General features: G+C 61.0%; 14 protein-coding genes and 4 tRNA genes. 2 read left to right on the forward strand and 16 right to left on the reverse strand.

The features are described from left to right. Nucleotides 1-5: 5 nt before the first annotated feature. The 7 genes from zapE to ACIQ3Q_RS12145 all read right to left on the reverse strand — a co-directional run bounded on the left by zapE (nt 6) and on the right by ACIQ3Q_RS12145 (nt 10148). Nucleotides 6-1106, reverse strand: a complete 1101-nt coding sequence (gene zapE / locus ACIQ3Q_RS12115; protein ID WP_396269333.1) for a cell division protein ZapE — start codon at nt 1104-1106, stop codon at nt 6-8. Beyond that, complete coding sequence (locus tag ACIQ3Q_RS12120) at nt 1103-3547, reverse strand: ATP-binding protein (protein ID WP_396269334.1); 2445 nt, start codon at nt 3545-3547, stop codon at nt 1103-1105. The genes zapE and ACIQ3Q_RS12120 overlap by 4 nt, the downstream gene beginning before the upstream one ends. 109 nt (nt 3548-3656) lie before the next feature. Next, nucleotides 3657-3875 carry a type II toxin-antitoxin system Phd/YefM family antitoxin gene (locus ACIQ3Q_RS12125; protein WP_396269335.1) on the reverse strand — a complete coding sequence of 73 codons (219 nt, stop codon included), beginning with the start codon at nt 3873-3875 and terminating at the stop codon, nt 3657-3659. Continuing rightward, nucleotides 3872-4264: a type II toxin-antitoxin system VapC family toxin gene (locus ACIQ3Q_RS12130; RefSeq protein ID WP_396269336.1), complete on the reverse strand. Its 393-nt coding sequence runs from the start codon at nt 4262-4264 to the stop codon at nt 3872-3874. Before ACIQ3Q_RS12130 ends, ACIQ3Q_RS12125 begins: the two co-directional genes overlap by 4 nt. 93 nt (nt 4265-4357) lie before the next feature. Further along, the gene (lpdA, locus tag ACIQ3Q_RS12135) at nt 4358-5785 is read right to left on the reverse strand and encodes a dihydrolipoyl dehydrogenase (protein WP_396269337.1); all 1428 of its coding nucleotides are present in this window, start codon (nt 5783-5785) and stop codon (nt 4358-4360) included. A 147-nt stretch (nt 5786-5932) separates the two neighbouring features. Beyond that, nucleotides 5933-7183, reverse strand: coding sequence for a 2-oxoglutarate dehydrogenase complex dihydrolipoyllysine-residue succinyltransferase (gene odhB / locus ACIQ3Q_RS12140; protein ID WP_396269338.1), 1251 nt, complete (start codon nt 7181-7183; stop codon nt 5933-5935). 109 nt (nt 7184-7292) lie between these two features. Further along, the gene (locus ACIQ3Q_RS12145; protein WP_396269339.1) at nt 7293-10148 is read right to left on the reverse strand and encodes a 2-oxoglutarate dehydrogenase E1 component; all 2856 of its coding nucleotides are present in this window, start codon (nt 10146-10148) and stop codon (nt 7293-7295) included. 258 nt (nt 10149-10406) lie between these two features. Here ACIQ3Q_RS12145 and ACIQ3Q_RS12150 point away from each other — a divergent pair, with 258 nt between their 5' ends. Next, the gene (locus ACIQ3Q_RS12150; RefSeq protein ID WP_396269340.1) at nt 10407-10769 is read left to right on the forward strand and encodes a hypothetical protein; all 363 of its coding nucleotides are present in this window, start codon (nt 10407-10409) and stop codon (nt 10767-10769) included. A 6-nt stretch (nt 10770-10775) separates the two neighbouring features. Here the strand turns inward: ACIQ3Q_RS12150 and ACIQ3Q_RS12155 are convergent, their stop codons facing one another. The 4 genes from ACIQ3Q_RS12155 to ACIQ3Q_RS12170 form a co-directional block, all read right to left on the reverse strand. Then, complete coding sequence (locus tag ACIQ3Q_RS12155; protein WP_396269341.1) at nt 10776-11726, reverse strand: NAD(P)H-dependent flavin oxidoreductase; 951 nt, start codon at nt 11724-11726, stop codon at nt 10776-10778. Next, nucleotides 11726-13516 (reverse strand): acyl-CoA dehydrogenase, encoded by a 1791-nt coding sequence (locus ACIQ3Q_RS12160; RefSeq protein ID WP_396269343.1) that lies wholly within the window; start codon nt 13514-13516, stop codon nt 11726-11728. The genes ACIQ3Q_RS12155 and ACIQ3Q_RS12160 overlap by 1 nt, the downstream gene beginning before the upstream one ends. Before the next feature lie 88 nt (nt 13517-13604). Further along, complete coding sequence (locus ACIQ3Q_RS12165) at nt 13605-14534, reverse strand: electron transfer flavoprotein subunit alpha/FixB family protein (protein ID WP_396269344.1); 930 nt, start codon at nt 14532-14534, stop codon at nt 13605-13607. A gap of 2 nt (nt 14535-14536) precedes the next feature. After that, entirely contained in the window at nt 14537-15286 is a 750-nt protein-coding gene (locus ACIQ3Q_RS12170) for an electron transfer flavoprotein subunit beta/FixA family protein (RefSeq protein WP_396269345.1), read from the reverse strand. 246 nt (nt 15287-15532) lie between these two features. On the opposite strand from ACIQ3Q_RS12170, the gene murI reads away from it, so the two are divergent. Then, the gene (murI, locus tag ACIQ3Q_RS12175) at nt 15533-16360 is read left to right on the forward strand and encodes a glutamate racemase (RefSeq protein ID WP_396269346.1); all 828 of its coding nucleotides are present in this window, start codon (nt 15533-15535) and stop codon (nt 16358-16360) included. 33 nt (nt 16361-16393) lie between these two features. Here murI and ACIQ3Q_RS12180 read toward each other — a convergent pair. From ACIQ3Q_RS12180 to ACIQ3Q_RS12200, 5 genes are all read right to left on the reverse strand, one after another. After that, nucleotides 16394-16482 (reverse strand) — tRNA-Leu (locus tag ACIQ3Q_RS12180). A 111-nt stretch (nt 16483-16593) separates the two neighbouring features. Then, a tRNA-Gly gene (locus ACIQ3Q_RS12185) sits at nt 16594-16669 on the reverse strand. Between the two features lie 5 nt (nt 16670-16674). Then, nucleotides 16675-16748 (reverse strand) — tRNA-Cys (locus ACIQ3Q_RS12190). 67 nt (nt 16749-16815) lie between these two features. After that, nucleotides 16816-16891, reverse strand: a tRNA-Gly gene (locus tag ACIQ3Q_RS12195). A gap of 112 nt (nt 16892-17003) precedes the next feature. Next, nucleotides 17004-17668: S16 family serine protease (locus ACIQ3Q_RS12200; protein ID WP_396269347.1), on the reverse strand; the 665-nt coding region annotated here is incomplete at its 5' end.

Genomic DNA, 17668 nt, shown 5'->3' on the forward strand with positions numbered 1-17668 from the left:
TGGACTCAGGTCAGACTGGTGTCCACCGTGCGGCGCTCCAGCGCCAAAAACTCCGCCGACTGCATCTCATTCAAGCGCGAGACCGTGCGCGGAAACTCATGCGACATCGGGCCTTCGGTATAGAGCTGCTCAGGAGGCACCTCGGCCGACAGGATGAGCTTGACCCGACGGTCATACAGCACGTCCACCAGCCAGGTAAAGCGCCTTGCTTCTGAGGCCAATCGCACCGGCATCATGGGCACGTTGGACAGCAGCAGCGTATGGAATTGGCTGGCCAACTCCAGATAGTCGTTCTGCGAACGGGGGCCGCCACACAGGGTGTCAAAGTCAAACCACACCACGCCACCCGCTCGGCGGCGCGCACGCAATTCGCGGTGCTCAATGCGCAAGATCGGGGACTCTTCCTTGGCCTCCGCCAAGTCTTGAAAGGCCTGAGTCATGGCCGAGTCAGCCTTGTCGCCCAAGGGAGTGTGATACAGCTCCACATGCTCCAGTGTGCGCTGGCGGTAGTCGGTGCCGTTGTCCACGTTGATCACTTCGAGCTTGTCTTTCAGCAGCTCAATGGCGGGCAAGATGCGGTCGCGGTGCAGCCCGTTCGGGTAGAGCCCATCGGGGTGAAAGTTGGACGTGGTGACGATGGAGACGCGGTTGTTGAACAGCGACTCCAGCAAGCGATGAAGAATCATCGCGTCGGTGACATCCGCCACATGAAACTCATCAAAGCAAATCAGGCGAAAACGCCGTGCGATGCGCTTGCCGAGCTCGTCCAGCGGGTTTTGCAAACCCTTCAAGTCTTGCAACTCGCGGTGCACCTCGCGCATGAACTCATGAAAGTGCAGCCGCGTTTTGCGGGTCAGGGGCACAGCCTGAAAAAACGCGTCCATCAAAAAGCTCTTGCCCCGCCCGACACCGCCATACATGTACACACCGCGCGGAATGGGCGGGCGCACCAGTATCTTGGTGATCGCATTGCTGCGTCTGGCCTTGTAGTCGGCCCACTCATCTTGGCAGCGCTGCAAAGCCGCCACGGCCCGTAGTTGGGCCGGGTCGCTGCGGTAGCCGCGCTCGGTGAGGAGTTGCTGGTAAAGCTCGGTGACGGTGGTCATGGCGAGACCACCTGCTGCGCTTGAAATTCAGTCCGGCGCGCGATCCAACATTCACGCCAAACCTGCTGCCCATCACATACACCTACCATCGCATCACCTTTCCTCCACTCAACGTCGCCGCCCCACACCTCCGAAACAATACTCCAAATAATATTCTTTAGAGAGCCGTCGAAATCGGCATTTTCAATCATCGCAATCCAACTTGGCAGGGGATATCTCTCTAGACAAAGCAACAATGGTTCAGGCCGAAAACTTCTCTGTTGACTTGTAGAAAAATCAATATTCAAATCAATACTTCCATAATGAACCACCAACTCCTTGTTTGACCTCATTATTTCAGCCAGTTCAGCGTTTTTAACATCACCGCCATTCATTGACCCTAAAATCAAACAATCATCCTTCCTGCCAAAGGCTGCCAACATTGCGGAATTTTTGATGTCCAATTCATGCCGTCGCAATAATTCATTTTTATAAGCCTCAGCCCAACACCTTATATCTTGCCAATCAACGTCAGGTATGGCATTTTTTCGAGTCAAATCTGATTGATCACGGCAGAACACGATGCCACTCAGACCACTCACCAATCCAGCACGCAATCCTTGAACTACTCCAACGCATACAGCCGATTCCAAAAAATTGAGGCCTCCCGATATATAAAACCCTCCCTCTCTCGCAACTCTACCAGCAACGACTGCAGATGAGGATTTGAGTATTTTGACAAAAGGGAAATCGAAGGCTTGTCCATAAATCCTACTACTGAGCTGTTCGCTAGAAAGTCCCGTCCAATCACCAGCCTTAACAACGACACGCCTACTATGGCTAGCCTCACGATAATACATATCAATATCAATAGCAGGAGCCAGCCACGCAAGCAATGAACTTAAATCTATCGACGCACAACATGGCATCCTCTCAAATTTATCTTTACTGACAAGAACTGAAACACGGGTGCCATGCTTCAATAATTTTTCCTCTGGGTGCGGGCTGCGCAATACTGGTCGAGCTCGGACACCGTCGGAGAACTCCAGCACATATTGATTTGACTCCCCGTCTATTTGCTCACATCGCCGTGTGGTCACTTTTACTTGTTGACCCAGCATGAACACCGAGAAGAATCCAATACCAAACTGACCGATGGCCTCAAACTTGGAGGCGGCGAGCCCTTGCCATTCCGCGCTGAGTTCAGGGCTGCGCCATAAAGATCGCCCAAAGTCCAGTAGCACCTGAGTCAATACATAGCGGCTCATGCCGATGCCGGTGTCGGTCACGTGCAACCAGCACTGGTCTTCATCAGCAGGAGCAGGCTCCAGCGCCACTTCAATCTCACCTTCCAAGCCTTCAACGCCAGCCACTTTGCGCCAGGCGTGTACAGCATCTAGCGCGTTTTGAAGCAACTCGCGCAACGCCCAATGTGGTTCGTCACCGTAGAGCTTGGCACCTCCAAAACTTTCCACCAAGCGGTGAACTTGGCTGATACGAACTTCCGTGTCTACGGGCAACCAGCCCTGTGCCGGCACAAGGTTGGCAAAGGCATGGGGGCTGCGGACACCCGCCACTTCACGCACGGCGAATGGAGGCAGGCCCTTTTCCCGCAGCAAGAGCCAGGCAGCGTCCAGCTCTCGATCTGCCAAGCGTGCAGCGTCGTAGGCCAGCCACCAGGCTTGCTGTTCTTCGGCCTTAAAAGGAGACCCCGTGATCTTGACCTCTTGCCGCGCCTCGTCCCGCTTCACCATGTTCAGTTTGGACTGGAACGTCCAATGCTCGGCGGAGACTCTGCTTTGAGGTGGCGATATCTGCATCAAGAACCGGGGCGCGCGCTTCGCGTCCATGTGCAGAGCGTCCGCCGTGCGAAGTATCAGTGCCAGCTTGAGTGGATTCACCTCCCAAGAGCAGGGCGATAGGCAAACCGGCGCGGTAATGCTCTGGGCGGCAAAGGGCTCCAACTCGTGGGGGCTTTGCCAGTGGCTTCTGGCAACTTGGCCGATGACATGGCCATAGGCATCGCGCAGTTCGTCATGTGGCAGCAATTGCAGTGTGTCGCCCGGCTGGTCGCCCCACGCAGCAAAGGGCAGATCCTCCGCCTTGAGCGGATGCAAAACCCTGAGTGCGTCAAACAAAACTCGCTGAAACTGTGGGTCGGTTTCAGACAAGGTTTGTCCATCGCAGCCCGCCAGGGCTGCCGCGTCCTGCCATTGAGGAGTCTGCCGGATTTCTTCAAGCCCCCCTTTGAAGAACGCCGCACGGCAATGGGCGGCGTCATGCAGCAGGAAGGCCCCGCCCAGCACAAAGGCCTCTGCGGGGTTGATGGGATAGTCGTCGCCAATGACTTCCGATGCCACACGCCACAGGGCATCCACATGGGTGATGTCATGCAGCGTCAGATCGGGGAGTTCCGTTTTGATGTGCGCGATTAGCAGGGCGACGCGATCACGGAAAGCCAAGAAGGCCTGCCTCAGTTTCTCGCGCTGAGGTTCCTCAGCGTCGTCTCGCCGTGCCAGTGTCCGCTGCCAGAGCGTGGTGCTTTCAAACTCGTGCATGACGCCCACCCCCTCAAACCCTTCGGCTCTCATGCAGGGCTTGCAACAGCTCTGCACGGTCCACACCGAGGTCAATGCCCCTAATGTCCAAGGGCGAGTGCTGGGTCTTGACCGGCATCAGCACAAACGCCCGCCCGTCGCGGTGGGTGATCTTCACTTGTCCTTCTTGCTCGGCGCACTCCAAGACGCTGGCAAACTGCTGACGGGCTTGTGAGAATGAATAGACTTTCATGTGTCGTCTCCTGGGGTGAGTATCCCCATCTCGCGGGCGGCTCGGTTCAGGGCCGCATCCAAGGTGAGCAGCGGTGACCTCGTGGCCTCGGCACAGGCCAGCAAGTAGGCGTCATAGGCATACATGTTCAAGCGGCCGGCCAACACCAAGGCTTTGTCCAGCGACACCTCTTGCCAACGAATGGGGATGCCTTGATAGGCCGAGATGCAGGCCTGGGCTTGCTCGGGTTGGATCCTCTGACGCTTGAGCATGGCGGAGAGCGCGTTACCGATTTCCCAATGCACGGACGGTGGCGCAATCAGGTTCGCTCCGATGGTCATGCTGACCAAGCGGGGTTTGCTGGGCTCGTTCATGCAGACAGCCAACAAGGCTGAGGCATCAATCGTCATGATCATTGTTCAATTGTACAAGTCCGCCTCGGAAATGGCGACAAGGCGCAAAAAAGGGGCCATCGGCCCCTTGCTGTGATCAAGCGATGGCGATCAGAAGTTCAATGTGCGCTTGTCAACGGCCAAGGCCGCTTCCTTGGTCGACTCGGACAGCGACGGGTGCGCGTGGCAGATCCGGGCGATGTCTTCGGCCGAGGCCTTGAACTCCATGGCCATCACGGCTTCGGCGATCAGCTCCGAGGCCATCGGGCCAATGATGTGGACGCCCAGGATCTCGTCGCTCTTAGCATCGGCCAAGATTTTGACGAAGCCGGTGGTGTCACCCAGGGCCCGTGCGCGGCCATTGGCCAAGAAGGGGAACTGGCCCGCCTTGTAGGCCACGCCGTCGGCCTTGAGCTGCTGCTCGGTGCGACCCACCCAAGCGATCTCGGGGCTGGTGTAGATGACCCAAGGAATGGTGTTGAAGTTGACGTGCCCGTGCTGGCCAGCGATACGCTCGGCCACGGCCACACCCTCTTCTTCCGCCTTGTGGGCCAGCATGGGGCCACGCACCACATCGCCCACCGCCCAGACATTGGGCAGGTTGGTCTTGCAGTCGCCGTCCACCACGATGGCACCGCGTTCGTCCAGGGCCAAGCCCACGGCTTCGACGTTCAGGCCAATGGTGTTGGGCACGCGGCCGATCGAGACGATCAGCTTGTCCACAGCCAGCTCTTGGGCTTCGCCCTTGGCATTGGCATAGGCCACCGTCACGCCCTTCTTGCCGGTCTTGACCTCGGAGATCTTCACGCCCAGCTCGATCTTCAGACCTTGCTTGGTGAATTGCTTGAGGGCTTCCTTGGCCACGCCGTCGTCGACAGCACTCAGGAAGGCGGGCATGCCTTCCAGCACGGTCACTTCAGCACCCAGGCGGCGCCACACCGAGCCCATTTCCAGGCCGATCACGCCAGAGCCGATCACGCCCAATTTCTTAGGCACTGCACCGATGCGCAAGGCACCGTCGTTGGAGAGGATGTTCTCTTCGTCAAAGGCGGCACCCGGCAGTTGACGGGCGTTGGAGCCTGTGGCGACGATCACGTGCTTGGCACTGATGACCTCTTCAGCGGCACCCGCCACCTTGACTTCATACAGGCCATCTTTGGCGGCCACGAAGGAGCCACGGCCGTGGAAGAAGCTGACCTTGTTCTTCTTGAACAGGTAGAGGATGCCGTCGTTGTTTTGCTTCACAACGGTGTCTTTGCGGCCCACCATCTTGGCCACATCGATGCTCACCTTGCCGGTGGAGATGCCGTGGTCAGCAAAATGGTGGTTGGCATGCTCGAAGTGCTCAGACGACTGCAGCAGCGCCTTGGAGGGAATGCAGCCCACGTTGGTGCAGGTGCCGCCCGGGGCTGGGCCACCGGCCGCGTTCTTCCACTCGTCGATACAGGCCGTGTTGAAGCCCAATTGGGCTGCACGGATGGCAGCGATATAGCCGCCGGGGCCGCCGCCGATGACGACGACATCAAATTGCTTACTCATGGAGGGGTTCTTTCCTGAGGGGAAAGAAGTGGTGCAGCCGCCGTAGCGAGCGGCCCGAGCTTGCGTTGAGCACCGCAGCCGTACACCCGTACGGCGAGGAGCGCAGGCGCGAGATCGGGTCGCGCAGTAGGCGGATGCGCCGCTTCTTTAGATGTCGAACAAGAGACGAGCCGGGTCTTCCAGCGCTTCCTTCATGGCCACCAAGCCCAGCACAGCTTCGCGACCGTCGATGATGCGGTGGTCGTAAGACATGGCCAGGTAGTTGATGGGGCGCACCACCACTTGACCGTTCTCAACCACGGCACGGTCCTTAGTAGCGTGAACGCCCAGGATGGCCGACTGAGGCGGGTTGATGATGGGGGTCGACAGCATGGAGCCGAAGGTACCGCCGTTGGAGATGGAGAAGGTACCGCCGGTCAGCTCTTCAATGCCCAGCTTGCCAGCCGCCGCCTTTTGGCCGAACTCGGCAATCTTCTTTTCGATCTCAGCGAAGGTGAGCTGGTCCGCATTGCGGATGATGGGCACCACCAAGCCACGGGGCGAGCCCACGGCAATACCGATGTCGAAGTAGCCGTGGTAGACGATGTCATTGCCATCGACCGACGCGTTCAGCACAGGGAACTTCTTCAAGGCATGCACAGCAGCCTTGACGAAGAAGCTCATGAAGCCCAGCTTGACGCCGTGTTCCTTCTCGAACTTGTCTTGGAACTTCTTGCGCATCTCCATCACCGGCGCCATGTTCACTTCATTGAACGTGGTCAGGATGGCATTGGTCGATTGCGACTGCACCAGACGCTCGGCCACGCGAGCACGCAGGCGCGACATGGGCACGCGCTGCTCAGCCCGGTCACCCAGGTTCTGTGCGGCAGGCGCAGCCACGGCCGGCAGGGGCTTGGCCACAGCGGCATTGACCGGTGCAGCGACAGGCGCGGCAGGCTTGGCGGCGCCAGCGGCCACAGCACCCAGCACGTCACCCTTGGTGACGCGACCGTCTTTGCCGGTGCCAGCCACAGTGCCAGCAGCCAGGCCGTTGTCGGCCATCAGCTTGGCAGCAGCGGGCATGGCCACGCCAGACTTGTCAGCGGCGGCGGCCGCCGGTGCAGCGGCAGGCGCGGCAGCAGGAGCGGCTGCGGCAGGTGCAGCCGCACCGGCCTTGGCTTCGGTGTCGATTTGAGCGATCAATTGCTCAGCCACCACGGTGCCGCCGTCAGCGACCACCAAGGCCACCAAGACGCCAGCAGCCGGGGCCGGCACTTCCAGAACGACCTTGTCGGTTTCGACTTCGATCAAGATTTCATCAATTGCCACGGCGTCGCCGGGCTTCTTCTTCCACTGCAGCAGCGTGGCTTCGGCCACGGACTCGGAGAGCTGGGGAACTTTGACTTCAACAATTGCCATGATGTGACTCGTATTCGGTGAGGTGGCGCCTGGGGCCGCCTGTCTGGGCTGTGCTCAACGGGGAACATTCAGCCCGACAAGGCGGCCGCCAGAGGCGCCCGCCTGGGTCTTACTTGGAGAGGACGAAGCCCTTGAGCTTGGCGAAGGCCTGATCCAGCAAGGCCTTTTGCTGCTCTTGGTGCAGGTGCGCATAGCCGCAAGCCGGAGAGGCAGAGGCCGGACGACCGGCATACCCCAGCTTTTGGCCTTCGACCATGTTCTCGTGGATCTGGTGTTGGATGAAGAACCAAGCACCTTGGTTCTGCGGTTCATCCTGGCACCACACGATATCGGTCGCGTTCGGGTACTTCTTCATCTCCGCGCCGAAGGCTTTGTGCGGGAAGGGATAGAGCTGCTCTGCACGAACGATGGCGACGTCGCTGGCGCCCTTCTCTTCGCGCTTCTTGACCAGATCGTAATAGACCTTGCCCGAGCAGACGACCACGCGCTTGACCTTGTCGGCCTGGATGCTGGCGTCGACCTCACCGATGATGGTCTTGAACTCACCCTTGGTGAAATCGCTCAGCGGCGAGGTCGCGTCCTTGGCACGCAGCAAGCTCTTGGGCGTCATGATGACCATGGGCTTGCGGAACATGCGCAGCATCTGACGACGCAACACGTGGAAGATCTGGCTGGCCGAGGTCGGCTGCACGATCTGCATGTTGTTGTCAGCAGCCAGCTGCATGAAGCGCTCGAGGCGGGCCGAGCTGTGCTCTGGGCCTTGGCCTTCGTAGCCGTGCGGCAGCATCAGGGTCAGGCCGTTGGAGCGGCCCCACTTCACTTCACCCGAGGCAATGAACTGGTCGATCACCACTTGTGCGCCGTTGGCGAAGTCGCCGAACTGGGCTTCCCAGATGGTCAGCGTGTTGGGCTCAGCAGCGGCATAGCCGTATTCGAAGCCCAGCACTGCTTCTTCAGACAACACCGAGTCGATGACCACAAACGGAGCCTGGTTGTCGGCCACGTTCTGCAGGGGGATGTAAGTGCCTTCATCCCAGTTGCTGCGGTTCTGGTCATGGATCACCGCATGGCGGTGCGTGAAAGTGCCGCGGCCGCAGTCTTCGCCCGACAGGCGAATGGCATAGCCGGACGCCACCAGCGAAGCAAACGCCATGTGCTCGCCCATGCCCCAGTCCACATTGATCTCGCCCCGGCCCATGGCCGCGCGGTCGGCGATCAATTTTTGCACCAGGTTGTGCGCGGTGAAGTTGGCCGGCAGTGTGGTCACACGCTCGGACAAACGCTTCCACTCGGCCAGAGGCACCGCGGTGTCACAGCTGTCCGTCCACTTCTTGCCCAAGTAAGGCGACCAGTCGGTCGCGTACTTGCTCTTGAAGCTGGTCAGCACCGGATCCACCGTGTGACGGCCTTCGTCCATGGCGGCACGATAGGCCTTGATCATGTTGTCGGGCTCGTCAGCCGCCAGCGCGTTTTGCGCCACCAGCTTATCGGCGTACACCTTGCGAGTGCCGGGGTGAGCGGCAATCTTCTTGTACATCAGGGGCTGGGTCAGCGCCGGGGTGTCCTGCTCGTTGTGGCCGAGTTTGCGGAAACAAACGATGTCGACCACCACGTCCTTCTTGAACTGCTGACGGTAGTCCATGGCCAACTGGGTGGCCCAGACCACGGCTTCAGCGTCGTCGCCATTGACGTGCAGCACCGGGGCTTCGATCATCTTGACGACGTCGGAGCAGTAGTGCGTGGAGCGCAGGTCACGCGGGTCGCTGGTGGTGAAACCGATCTGGTTGTTGATGACGAGGTGCACCGTGCCGCCCGTGCGGTAACCACGGGTCTGCGCCATGCACAGCGTTTCTTGCACCACGCCTTGGCCGCCGAAAGCAGCGTCACCGTGCACCAGCACGGGCAGCACTTGGCCGCCGGTGGTGTCGCCACGGCGGTCTTGACGAGCGCGCACGCTGCCTTCGACCACAGGGTTGACGATTTCCAGGTGCGAGGGGTTGAAGGCCAAGCTCAAGTGCACCGGGCCGCCAGCGGTGGAGATATCGCTGGAAAAGCCTTGGTGGTACTTCACGTCACCGGCGGGCAGGTCGTGAGCACCCTTGTGCTCGAATTCGGCGAACAGGTCGGCCGGCATCTTGCCCAGAGTGTTGACCAGCACGTTCAAGCGGCCGCGGTGGGCCATGCCGATGACAATTTCTTGCACGCCATTGGCACCAGCACGCTGGATCAGCTCGTCCATGGAGGCGATGAAGCTCTCGCCGCCTTCCAGGGAGAAGCGCTTCTGGCCCACATACTTGGTGTGCAGATAGCGCTCAAGGCCTTCGGCAGCCGTCAGGCGGTCGAGAATATGCTTGCGCTTTTCAGCGGTGAAGGCGGGCTTGGAGCGCACGCTCTCCAGGCGCTCTTGCCACCAGCGCTTTTCGGTCGGGTCAGAGCCGTGCATGAACTCGGCACCGATGGAGCCGCAATAGGTTTCACGCAGGGCCTGCACGATCTGGCGCAGGCTCATGGTCTCGCCACCAAAATAGGTGTTGGCGGCCGAGAACGAGATGTCCATGTCGGACTCGCTCAGGTCGTAAAACGCCGGATCGAGTTCGGGAATCTTGGGACGCTCAGCACGCTTGAGTGGGTCCAGGTCGGCCCAACGATTGCCCAGGAAGCGGTAGGCGGCAATCAGGGACTGCACATGCACCTGCTTGCGAGCCACAGCCAAGTCAGCCGAGCTGGCCTTGACGGCAAAGGCGTTGGACTTGGCACGCTGCGCGAAGGACTCGATCACCGGGGCGTGAGCCACGTCGCGGCTGTCGGACCCATCGGTCGCGGGAACGTGTTGAAGCGCGTCGAAGTAGGCGCGCCAGTTGTCGGGCACGGAGCCCGGGTTGTCGAGGTAGGCCTCGTACATCTCTTCGACGTAGGGCGCATTGCCACCGAACAGGTACGAGTTCGACCTGTATTGCTGCATCATTTCTCGCTCACCTTATACCCCGGTTTCCAGGGCGTGGATGGGTTGATCAACCTTCCGCGGCCCGGCTCTACCGGTTGGCGGATCGCGACCCGCCTTGCTGATTTGTCTCAATACCCAGCAAGGGGACACAGAAGGACCTGTTTGTCACAGTCAGCACTGTATCACTGCTGTAACTCGTTTTAGTAGGCAGTATTACAGGCCGGGAACCCTATTACTTTCCTGACAAAAAACTGCGTCAGATCAAAAAATGGCCGGTTCATGCGCCAAACGCCCCCTTCCATCACCCGGCGCCAGCGAGACGCCCGAGTCATCTTGTTGCGGCAAGAGGCCCCGGCGCAGCCGTCGCTAGGCCAGCCCTGCAATGGCTGCGGCGTGTGCTGCGCCGCCGAGCCCTGCCCTTTGGGCATCTTGGTCAGCAAGCGGCGACAAGGGCGCTGCCGAGCGCTGCGGTGGGACGCGGCATTGAGCCTCTACCGCTGCGGCATGGTCAGCCACCCGCAGCGGCTGTGGCCTTGGCTGCCCACCTGGGCCCGAGCCACAGTGTCGCGCTGGGCCCGGCGGTGGATCTCCTCAGCGTCGGGCTGTGACGCCACCTTGGTGGGAAGCCCAGCACAGCGCTGAAGACGATCAAGCAAGCAGACGAGCGCGCGCTGCCAGGTACTCGCGCTTGAGTTGGGCCACCAACTCAGCCGCGGGTTGAATCTTGTGGATGGCACCAATGCCCTGGCCGCAGCCCCAGATGTCCTTCCAGGCTTTTTTGGCGTCGCCGCCAAAGTTCATCTTGGAGGGGTCGCTCTCGGGCAGTGCGTCTGGGTCGAGGCCCGCCGCACGGATGGACGGCTTCAGGTAGTTGCCATGCACGCCCGTGAAGAGATTGCTGTAGACGATGTCGTCGCTGTTGCTCTCCACAATGCAGCGCTTGTACTCCTCGGCGGCACGGGCTTCGTCGGTAGCAATGAAGGCCGAGCCGATGTAGGCGAAGTCTGCACCCATGGCTTGTGCTGCCAACACCGCGCCACCGCTGGCGATGGAGCCCGACAGCGCCAAGGGGCCGTCGAACCACTGTCGAATCTCTTGGATCAGCGCAAACGGGCTCTTGGTGCCCGCATGACCGCCAGCCCCCGCCGCCACGGCGATCAGGCCATCGGCGCCCTTCTCAATGGCTTTGTGAGCAAAGGCGTTGTTGATGATGTCGTGCATCACCACGCCGCCCCAGGCGTGGACCGCATCGTTCACATCCGTGCGCGCGCCCAGCGAGGTGATGATCAGCGGCACCTTGTACTTGGCGCAGACCTCCAGGTCGTGCTCCAGGCGGTCATTGCTCTTGTGCACGATCTGGTTGATCGCGAAGGGCGCGGCTGGGGCTTCGGGGTGAGCCGCATTGTGAGCCGCCAGGCTCTCCGTGATCTCGGCCAGCCACTCATCCAACTGCGCGGCCGGGCGAGCATTGAGCGCGGGCATGGACCCGACCACCCCCGCCTTGCACTGGGCAATGACCAGCTTGGGGTTGGAGATGATGAACAGCGGCGAGCCGATGATGGGCAGCGGCAGATTCGCCAAAACGGTGGGCAGTGCCATCAGAAAGCCTCCAGCGCCATATCGGTCACGCCAGCAGCACCGTCGACGATGCTGTCGCGCAGGCCCGGCACGCGGGTCAGAATGTGGTCGCCATAGAAGCGCGCCGTGGTGATCTTGGCCTGCATGAAAGCCGCGTCCTCACCATCAGCCAAGCGGTCTTCTGCCACCAGCAAGGCACGGCCCATTTGCCACCCCGCCACCAGGTTGCCCGCCAGCATCAGGTAGTTGACGCCGCCTGCAAACACGGCATTCGGGCTGGCCTTGGTCTGCCCAGCCACGAACTCAACCACGTCGATGAAGGCCTGACGCGCGGCGCCAAGGCGGCGCGCAAAGGCTTTGGCAGCTTCGCTGCTGCGGGCGGCCAAGGCCTGCTCGGTGGCCTCGATCTGGGCGGCAATGGCTTTGGCCGTCTGCCCGCCGTCACGGGCCGTTTTGCGGCCGATCAGGTCATTGGCCTGGATGGCCGTGGTGCCTTCGTAAATGGTCAGGATCTTGGCATCGCGGTAATGCTGGGCGGCCCCCGTTTCCTCGATGAAGCCCATGCCACCGTGGACTTGCACCCCCAGCGAGGTGACCTCCAAGCTCATCTCGGTACTGTAGCCCTTAATCAGGGGCACCAAGAACTCATAGAAGGTTTGATTTTGCTTGCGGACCTCGGCATCCGGGTGGTGGTGAGCCGCATCAAAAGCAGACCCACCCACCAAAGCCATGGCCCGGCAGCCTTCGGTGAAGGCCCGCATGGTCATCAGCATGCGGCGGACATCGGGGTGGTGAATGATGGGCGCTGCCGCAGGCAGAGAGCCGTCGACCGGGCGAGACTGCACGCGGTCCCGTGCGTAAGCCACTGCGCGTTGGTAAGCGCGGTCGGCAATCGCCAGGCCTTGAACGCCCACGCCGTAGCGAGCGGCATTCATCATCACGAACATGTATTCGAGGCCGCGGTTCTCTTGCCCCACCAAGGTGCCAATGGCACCACCGTTGTCCCCGTACTGCAGCACGGCCGTCGGGCTGGCCTTGATGCCCATCTTGTGCTCGATGCTGACGCAGTGCACGTCGTTGCGCTCACCCAGCGAGCCGTCGGCATTGACCATGAATTTGGGCACGATGAACAGCGAAATGCCCTTCACGCCCTCGGGTGCGCCCACCACGCGGGCCAGCACCAGATGGACGAGGTTCTCGGCCATGTCGTGCTCACCCCAGGTGATGAAAATTTTGGTGCCGAAAATCTTGTACGTGCCATCGGGCTGGGGTTCAGCGCGGGTGCGCACAGCCGCCAAGTCCGAGCCCGCTTGAGGCTCGGTGAGGTTCATGGTGCCGGTCCAGGTGCCGTCGATCATCTTCGGGATATAGGCCGCTTTCTGCTCTTCGGAGCCTGCCGTCAACAGCGCCTCAATGGCACCGTCGGTCAGCAGCGGGCACAGCGCAAAACTCATGTTGGCGGCATTGACCATTTCTTGGCAGGCAGCGTGGATGAGCTTGGGCAGGCCTTGGCCGCCAAAATCGGTGGGGTGGTGCAGGCCTTGCCAGCCGCCTTGGGTGTACTGAGTGAACGCTTCTTTGAAGCCCGGTGTGGCCGTGACCTTGCCGTCCTTGAAGAAGGAGGGGTTGATGTCGCCGTCCCAATTCAAGGGCGCGACTACGTCTTCATTGAGCTTGGCGCACTCTTCGAGCACCGCCTGAGCGGTGTCCAGGCCAGCATCTTCAAAGCCGGGCAACTGGGCCACAGCGTCGATGTTGGCCAACTCCTTCATCGCGAACAGCATGTCCTTGACGGGGGCGCGGTAGGTCATGGGGGTCTCCAAAAGTCAAAAAAAGGGCGCCCTCTTCAGGCGCCCTTGTCAGTTCGATGGCCGGCTGAGAGCCGGCCCAAAAGGCGCATCAAAGCTGGCTGATCAGCTCAGGCACAGCGGTGAACAGGTCGGCCTCCAGGCCGTAATCTGCCACGCTGAAGATCGGGGCTTCCGGGTCCTTGTTGATCGCAACAATCACCTTGGAGTCCTTCATGCCAGCCAAGTGCTGGATGGCACCGCTGATGCCGCAAGCCACGTAGAGGCTTGGCGCAACGATCTTGCCGGTCTGGCCCACTTGCCAGTCGTTGGGTGCATAGCCTGCATCCACCGCCGCACGGCTGGCGCCCAGGGCGGCACCCAGCTTGTCCGCCAGCGGGGTCAGCACTTCATTGAACTTCTCGCTGGAGCCCAAAGCGCGGCCACCCGAGACAATGATCTTGGCAGCCGTCAACTCAGGGCGATCGCTCTTGGTGACTTCGCGGCCGACAAAGCTGGCTTTGCCATGGGCAGCCACTGCCGCCACCGATTCCACCGCTGCAGCGCCACCCTGGCCTGCGGCATCAAAGCCGGTCGTCCGCACAGTGATGACCTTCACCACATCCGCGCTCTGCACTGTGGCCACGGCGTTGCCCGCATAGATGGGGCGCTCGAACGTGTCGGCAGCCACGACCTTGGTGATGTCGCTGAGCTGCGCCACGTCCAACTTGGCCGCCACACGGGGGGCCACGTTCTTGCCACTCGCCGTTGAGGGGAACAAGATGTGGCTGTACGAGCCCGCAATGGCGAGCACTTGCGCCGCCACGTTTTCAGCCAGGCCTTCCGCCAGATGCGCTGCATCCGCATGCAGCACCTTGGCCACGCCGGCCACTTGGGCCGCCGCCGCCGCAGCAGCGCCTGCGTTGTGACCCGCCACCAGCACATGGACATCGCCACCGCATTGGGCCGCAGCCGTCACGGTGTTCAGGGTCGCGCCCTTGAGGCTGGCGTTGTCGTGTTCAGCAATAACGAGGATGGTCATGGTCAGATCACCTTGGCTTCATTCTTGAGCTTGGACACCAGGGCGGCCACATCGGCCACCTTCACGCCGGCGCCACGCTTGGGCGGCTCGCTGACCTTCAAGGTCTTGATCCGGGGGGCAACATCGACGCCCAGATCAGCGGGCTTGATGACTTCCAGCGGCTTCTTCTTGGCCTTCATGATGTTGGGCAGCGTCACATAACGCGGCTCATTCAGGCGCAGGTCGGTGGTGACCACCGCAGGCAGGCTCAGCTTCAGGGTCTCCAGGCCGCCGTCCACCTCACGGGTGACGGTGGCGCCGCCGTCGGCGATCTCCACCTTGGAGGCGAAGGTCGCTTGCGGCAAATCGGCCAAGGCCGCCAGCATCTGGCCGGTTTGGTTGCAGTCATCATCAATGGCCTGCTTGCCCAAGACCACCAAGCCCGGTTGCTCCTTGTCCACCAAGGCCTTTAGCAACTTGGCCACCGCCAGTGGCTGCAACTCAGCATCGGTTTCGACCAAGATGGCACGGTCCGCGCCGATGGCCATGGCCGTGCGCAGCGTTTCCTGGCACTGCGTGACGCCGCAAGAAACGGCGATCACCTCGGTGACGGCACCCTTTTCCTTGAGACGAACCGCTTCTTCGACGGCGATCTCGTCAAAGGGGTTCATGCTCATCTTGACGTTGGCAATGTCTACCCCCGTGCCGTCAGACTTCACGCGAACTTTCACGTTGTAGTCGACGACGCGTTTGACGGCTACCAGTACCTTCATGTCGCGTTGCTCCTGTCGGATCAGTGGTTTGAATTGACGTTTACGTAAACTGCCGATGATTCTAGTGGCAGCCAGCGCACTGCGGTGCGCCACTGTCGCCATTGGGGCCTCATGGAAGACCCGTATTTAGCCCTGGGCCACAGTGCTCGCAGGATAAATCGAACGGTCGTGCTATTTTAGAGCCAACGCCTCAGTTTGCACAAGCCCGCAGACGCAGCAAGGTCAGGAGGTAGACTGCGCGCCGCAATGAGCACGCTTGAGCACCGCCCCCCGTTGATAGGTATTTTCGATTCCGGCGTGGGCGGCCTCTCAGTCGTCAAAGCGCTGCAGGGCCGGTGCCCCAACGCGCCCCTGCTCTACGTGGCCGACTGCGGTCATGCGCCCTATGGTGAGCGGGACATTGCCCACGTCATCGACCGCTCGCTGCGCATCACCAACTTCCTGCTCGCCCAAGGTGCAGCGCTGATTGTGGTGGCCTGCAATACCGCCACCGCCGCCGCCATTGAGGCCATGCGCCATCAACACCCCGACCTGCCTTTGGTGGGTGTAGAGCCTGGCGTCAAACCGGCCGCGCAGCGCAGCCTCAGCAAACGCGTCGGTGTGATGGCCACCACCAGCACCCTGCAAAGCCCGCGGTTTCAGTCTTTGGTGCAACGCTTCGCCAACGACTGCTTCGTGCTGCCAGTGGCTTGCGCTGGTCTGGCGGCAGCCATTGAGCAAGGCGATGCCAACCACTCGACGGTGAGCCACTTGTTGGATCAATACTGCGGCGCGCTGAAAGACGCTGCTGTGGACACCGTGGTGCTGGGCTGCACCCACTATCCCTTTGTCGCTGACGCCATTGCTGAACGCCTTGGCCCCGGCGTGACCCTCTTGGATACCGCAGACGCGGTCGCACAGCAGGCGGCTCGCCTCTATGAAGGGTTGGGGCAGCCCGATCCAAGCCCCGAATCTTCCAGACTACTCAAAAGCCGCCGCATGACCATGATGTCGACGGGCGAAGTTGAAGTGCTAGAGAGGATCGCACGCGAGCGCTTGGGCTGGGATCAGCAGGCTCTGCGTATCGACATTTAGTGGGTGAACGCGCCACCGACCTGACATTCGGTGTGGTGCCCGGAACCGGGATCGAACCGGTACGCCCTGTTATGGGCGGCAGATTTTAAGTCTGCTGCGTCTGCCTATTTCGCCATCCGGGCAGGATGGAATTCACCACGACTTGCGCGCATTATCGCCATCGGAATGTCTCCTGAGGACAATCCCCGGCGCTAACGAAAAAGGGGAAGCCCAAAAGCTTCCCCTTTCGGGCCTGGAGCGGGAAACGAGGCTCGAACTCGCGACCTCAACCTTGGCAAGGTTGCGCTCTACCAACTGAGCTATTCCCGCAATGGTGGAGGCGCGTTCCAGAGTCGAACTGGACTAACCCGATTTGCAATCCGGGGCATAACCGCTTTGCTATCGCGCCGTCTTAACCTAAAGAGCGTTGCCGGTGAACCGACAAAAAAGGAAGCAGAAGCTTCCACAATCAAACCTGGAGCGGGAAACGAGGCTCGAACTCGCGACCTCAACCTTGGCAAGGTTGCGCTCTACCAACTGAGCTATTCCCGCATATCGCTGAGCGCTGCTTTGTTGGCGTTTGGTGCGCCACCGCGTTCAGTGAAGCTTTGCATTATAGGAAGAAAATCGGCGGTCCCGCAAGACCGCCGATTTTTTTGCACGCTCAGTGCGTGATGGCGTCCGTCGTCCCTGCCACCGGTGCGGCGGCAGGTGCCTCGGCCTTGACGGCGGCCGGGTCTTCATCGGGCAAAGCCACGGGCATGGCTTCGAGCGCCACTTCCAAGACCTTGTCGATCCAGCGCACCGGCACGATCTCCAACTCACTCTTAACGTTGTCGGGGATGTCTTGCAGGTCCTTGACGTTGTCTTCCGGAATCATCACCAGCTTGATGCCGCCACGGGCAGCCGCCAGCAGCTTTTCCTTCAAGCCGCCAATGGCCGTGACTTCACCGCGCAAGGTGATCTCGCCAGTCATCGCCACATGAGCCTTGACCGGAATGCCCGTGAGCGCCGACACAAAGGCCGTGGTCATGGCGGCACCAGCGCTCGGGCCATCCTTGGGCGTGGCGCCATCGGGCACGTGAATGTGCACGTCGCGCTTCTCGAAGAGTTCGTCCTTGATGCCCAAGCGGCGGGCGCGGCTGCGCACCACCGTGCGTGCAGCTTCGACCGACTCTTTCATCACATCGCCCAGCGAGCCGGTGCGAATGATGTTGCCCTTGCCGGGCATGGCGGTGGCCTCGATGGTCAGCAGATCGCCGCCCACTTCCGTCCAGGCCAAGCCGACCACCTGGCCGACCTGGTTGGTCTTCTCGGCACGGCCAAAGT

It is taken from the genome of Ideonella sp. (assembly GCF_044358605.1).
Classification (GTDB): domain Bacteria; phylum Pseudomonadota; class Gammaproteobacteria; order Burkholderiales; family Burkholderiaceae_C; genus Ideonella.

Excerpts from the sequence above, each read along its gene's own strand:
- zapE (WP_396269333.1), bottom strand. The coding sequence starts at position 1,106 with ATGACCACCGTCACCGAGCTTTACCAGCAACTCCTCACCGAGCGCGGC.
- ACIQ3Q_RS12125 (WP_396269335.1), bottom strand. The coding sequence starts at position 3,875 with ATGAAAGTCTATTCATTCTCACAAGCCCGTCAGCAGTTTGCCAGCGTC.
- ACIQ3Q_RS12130 (WP_396269336.1), bottom strand. The coding sequence starts at position 4,264 with ATGACGATTGATGCCTCAGCCTTGTTGGCTGTCTGCATGAACGAGCCC.
- lpdA (WP_396269337.1), bottom strand. The coding sequence starts at position 5,785 with ATGAGTAAGCAATTTGATGTCGTCGTCATCGGCGGCGGCCCCGGCGGC.
- odhB (WP_396269338.1), bottom strand. The coding sequence starts at position 7,183 with ATGGCAATTGTTGAAGTCAAAGTTCCCCAGCTCTCCGAGTCCGTGGCC.
- ACIQ3Q_RS12145 (WP_396269339.1), bottom strand. The coding sequence starts at position 10,148 with ATGATGCAGCAATACAGGTCGAACTCGTACCTGTTCGGTGGCAATGCG.
- ACIQ3Q_RS12150 (WP_396269340.1), top strand. The coding sequence starts at position 10,407 with ATGCGCCAAACGCCCCCTTCCATCACCCGGCGCCAGCGAGACGCCCGA.
- ACIQ3Q_RS12155 (WP_396269341.1), bottom strand. The coding sequence starts at position 11,726 with ATGGCACTGCCCACCGTTTTGGCGAATCTGCCGCTGCCCATCATCGGC.
- ACIQ3Q_RS12160 (WP_396269343.1), bottom strand. The coding sequence starts at position 13,516 with ATGACCTACCGCGCCCCCGTCAAGGACATGCTGTTCGCGATGAAGGAG.
- ACIQ3Q_RS12165 (WP_396269344.1), bottom strand. The coding sequence starts at position 14,534 with ATGACCATCCTCGTTATTGCTGAACACGACAACGCCAGCCTCAAGGGC.
- ACIQ3Q_RS12170 (WP_396269345.1), bottom strand. The coding sequence starts at position 15,286 with ATGAAGGTACTGGTAGCCGTCAAACGCGTCGTCGACTACAACGTGAAA.
- murI (WP_396269346.1), top strand. The coding sequence starts at position 15,533 with ATGAGCACGCTTGAGCACCGCCCCCCGTTGATAGGTATTTTCGATTCC.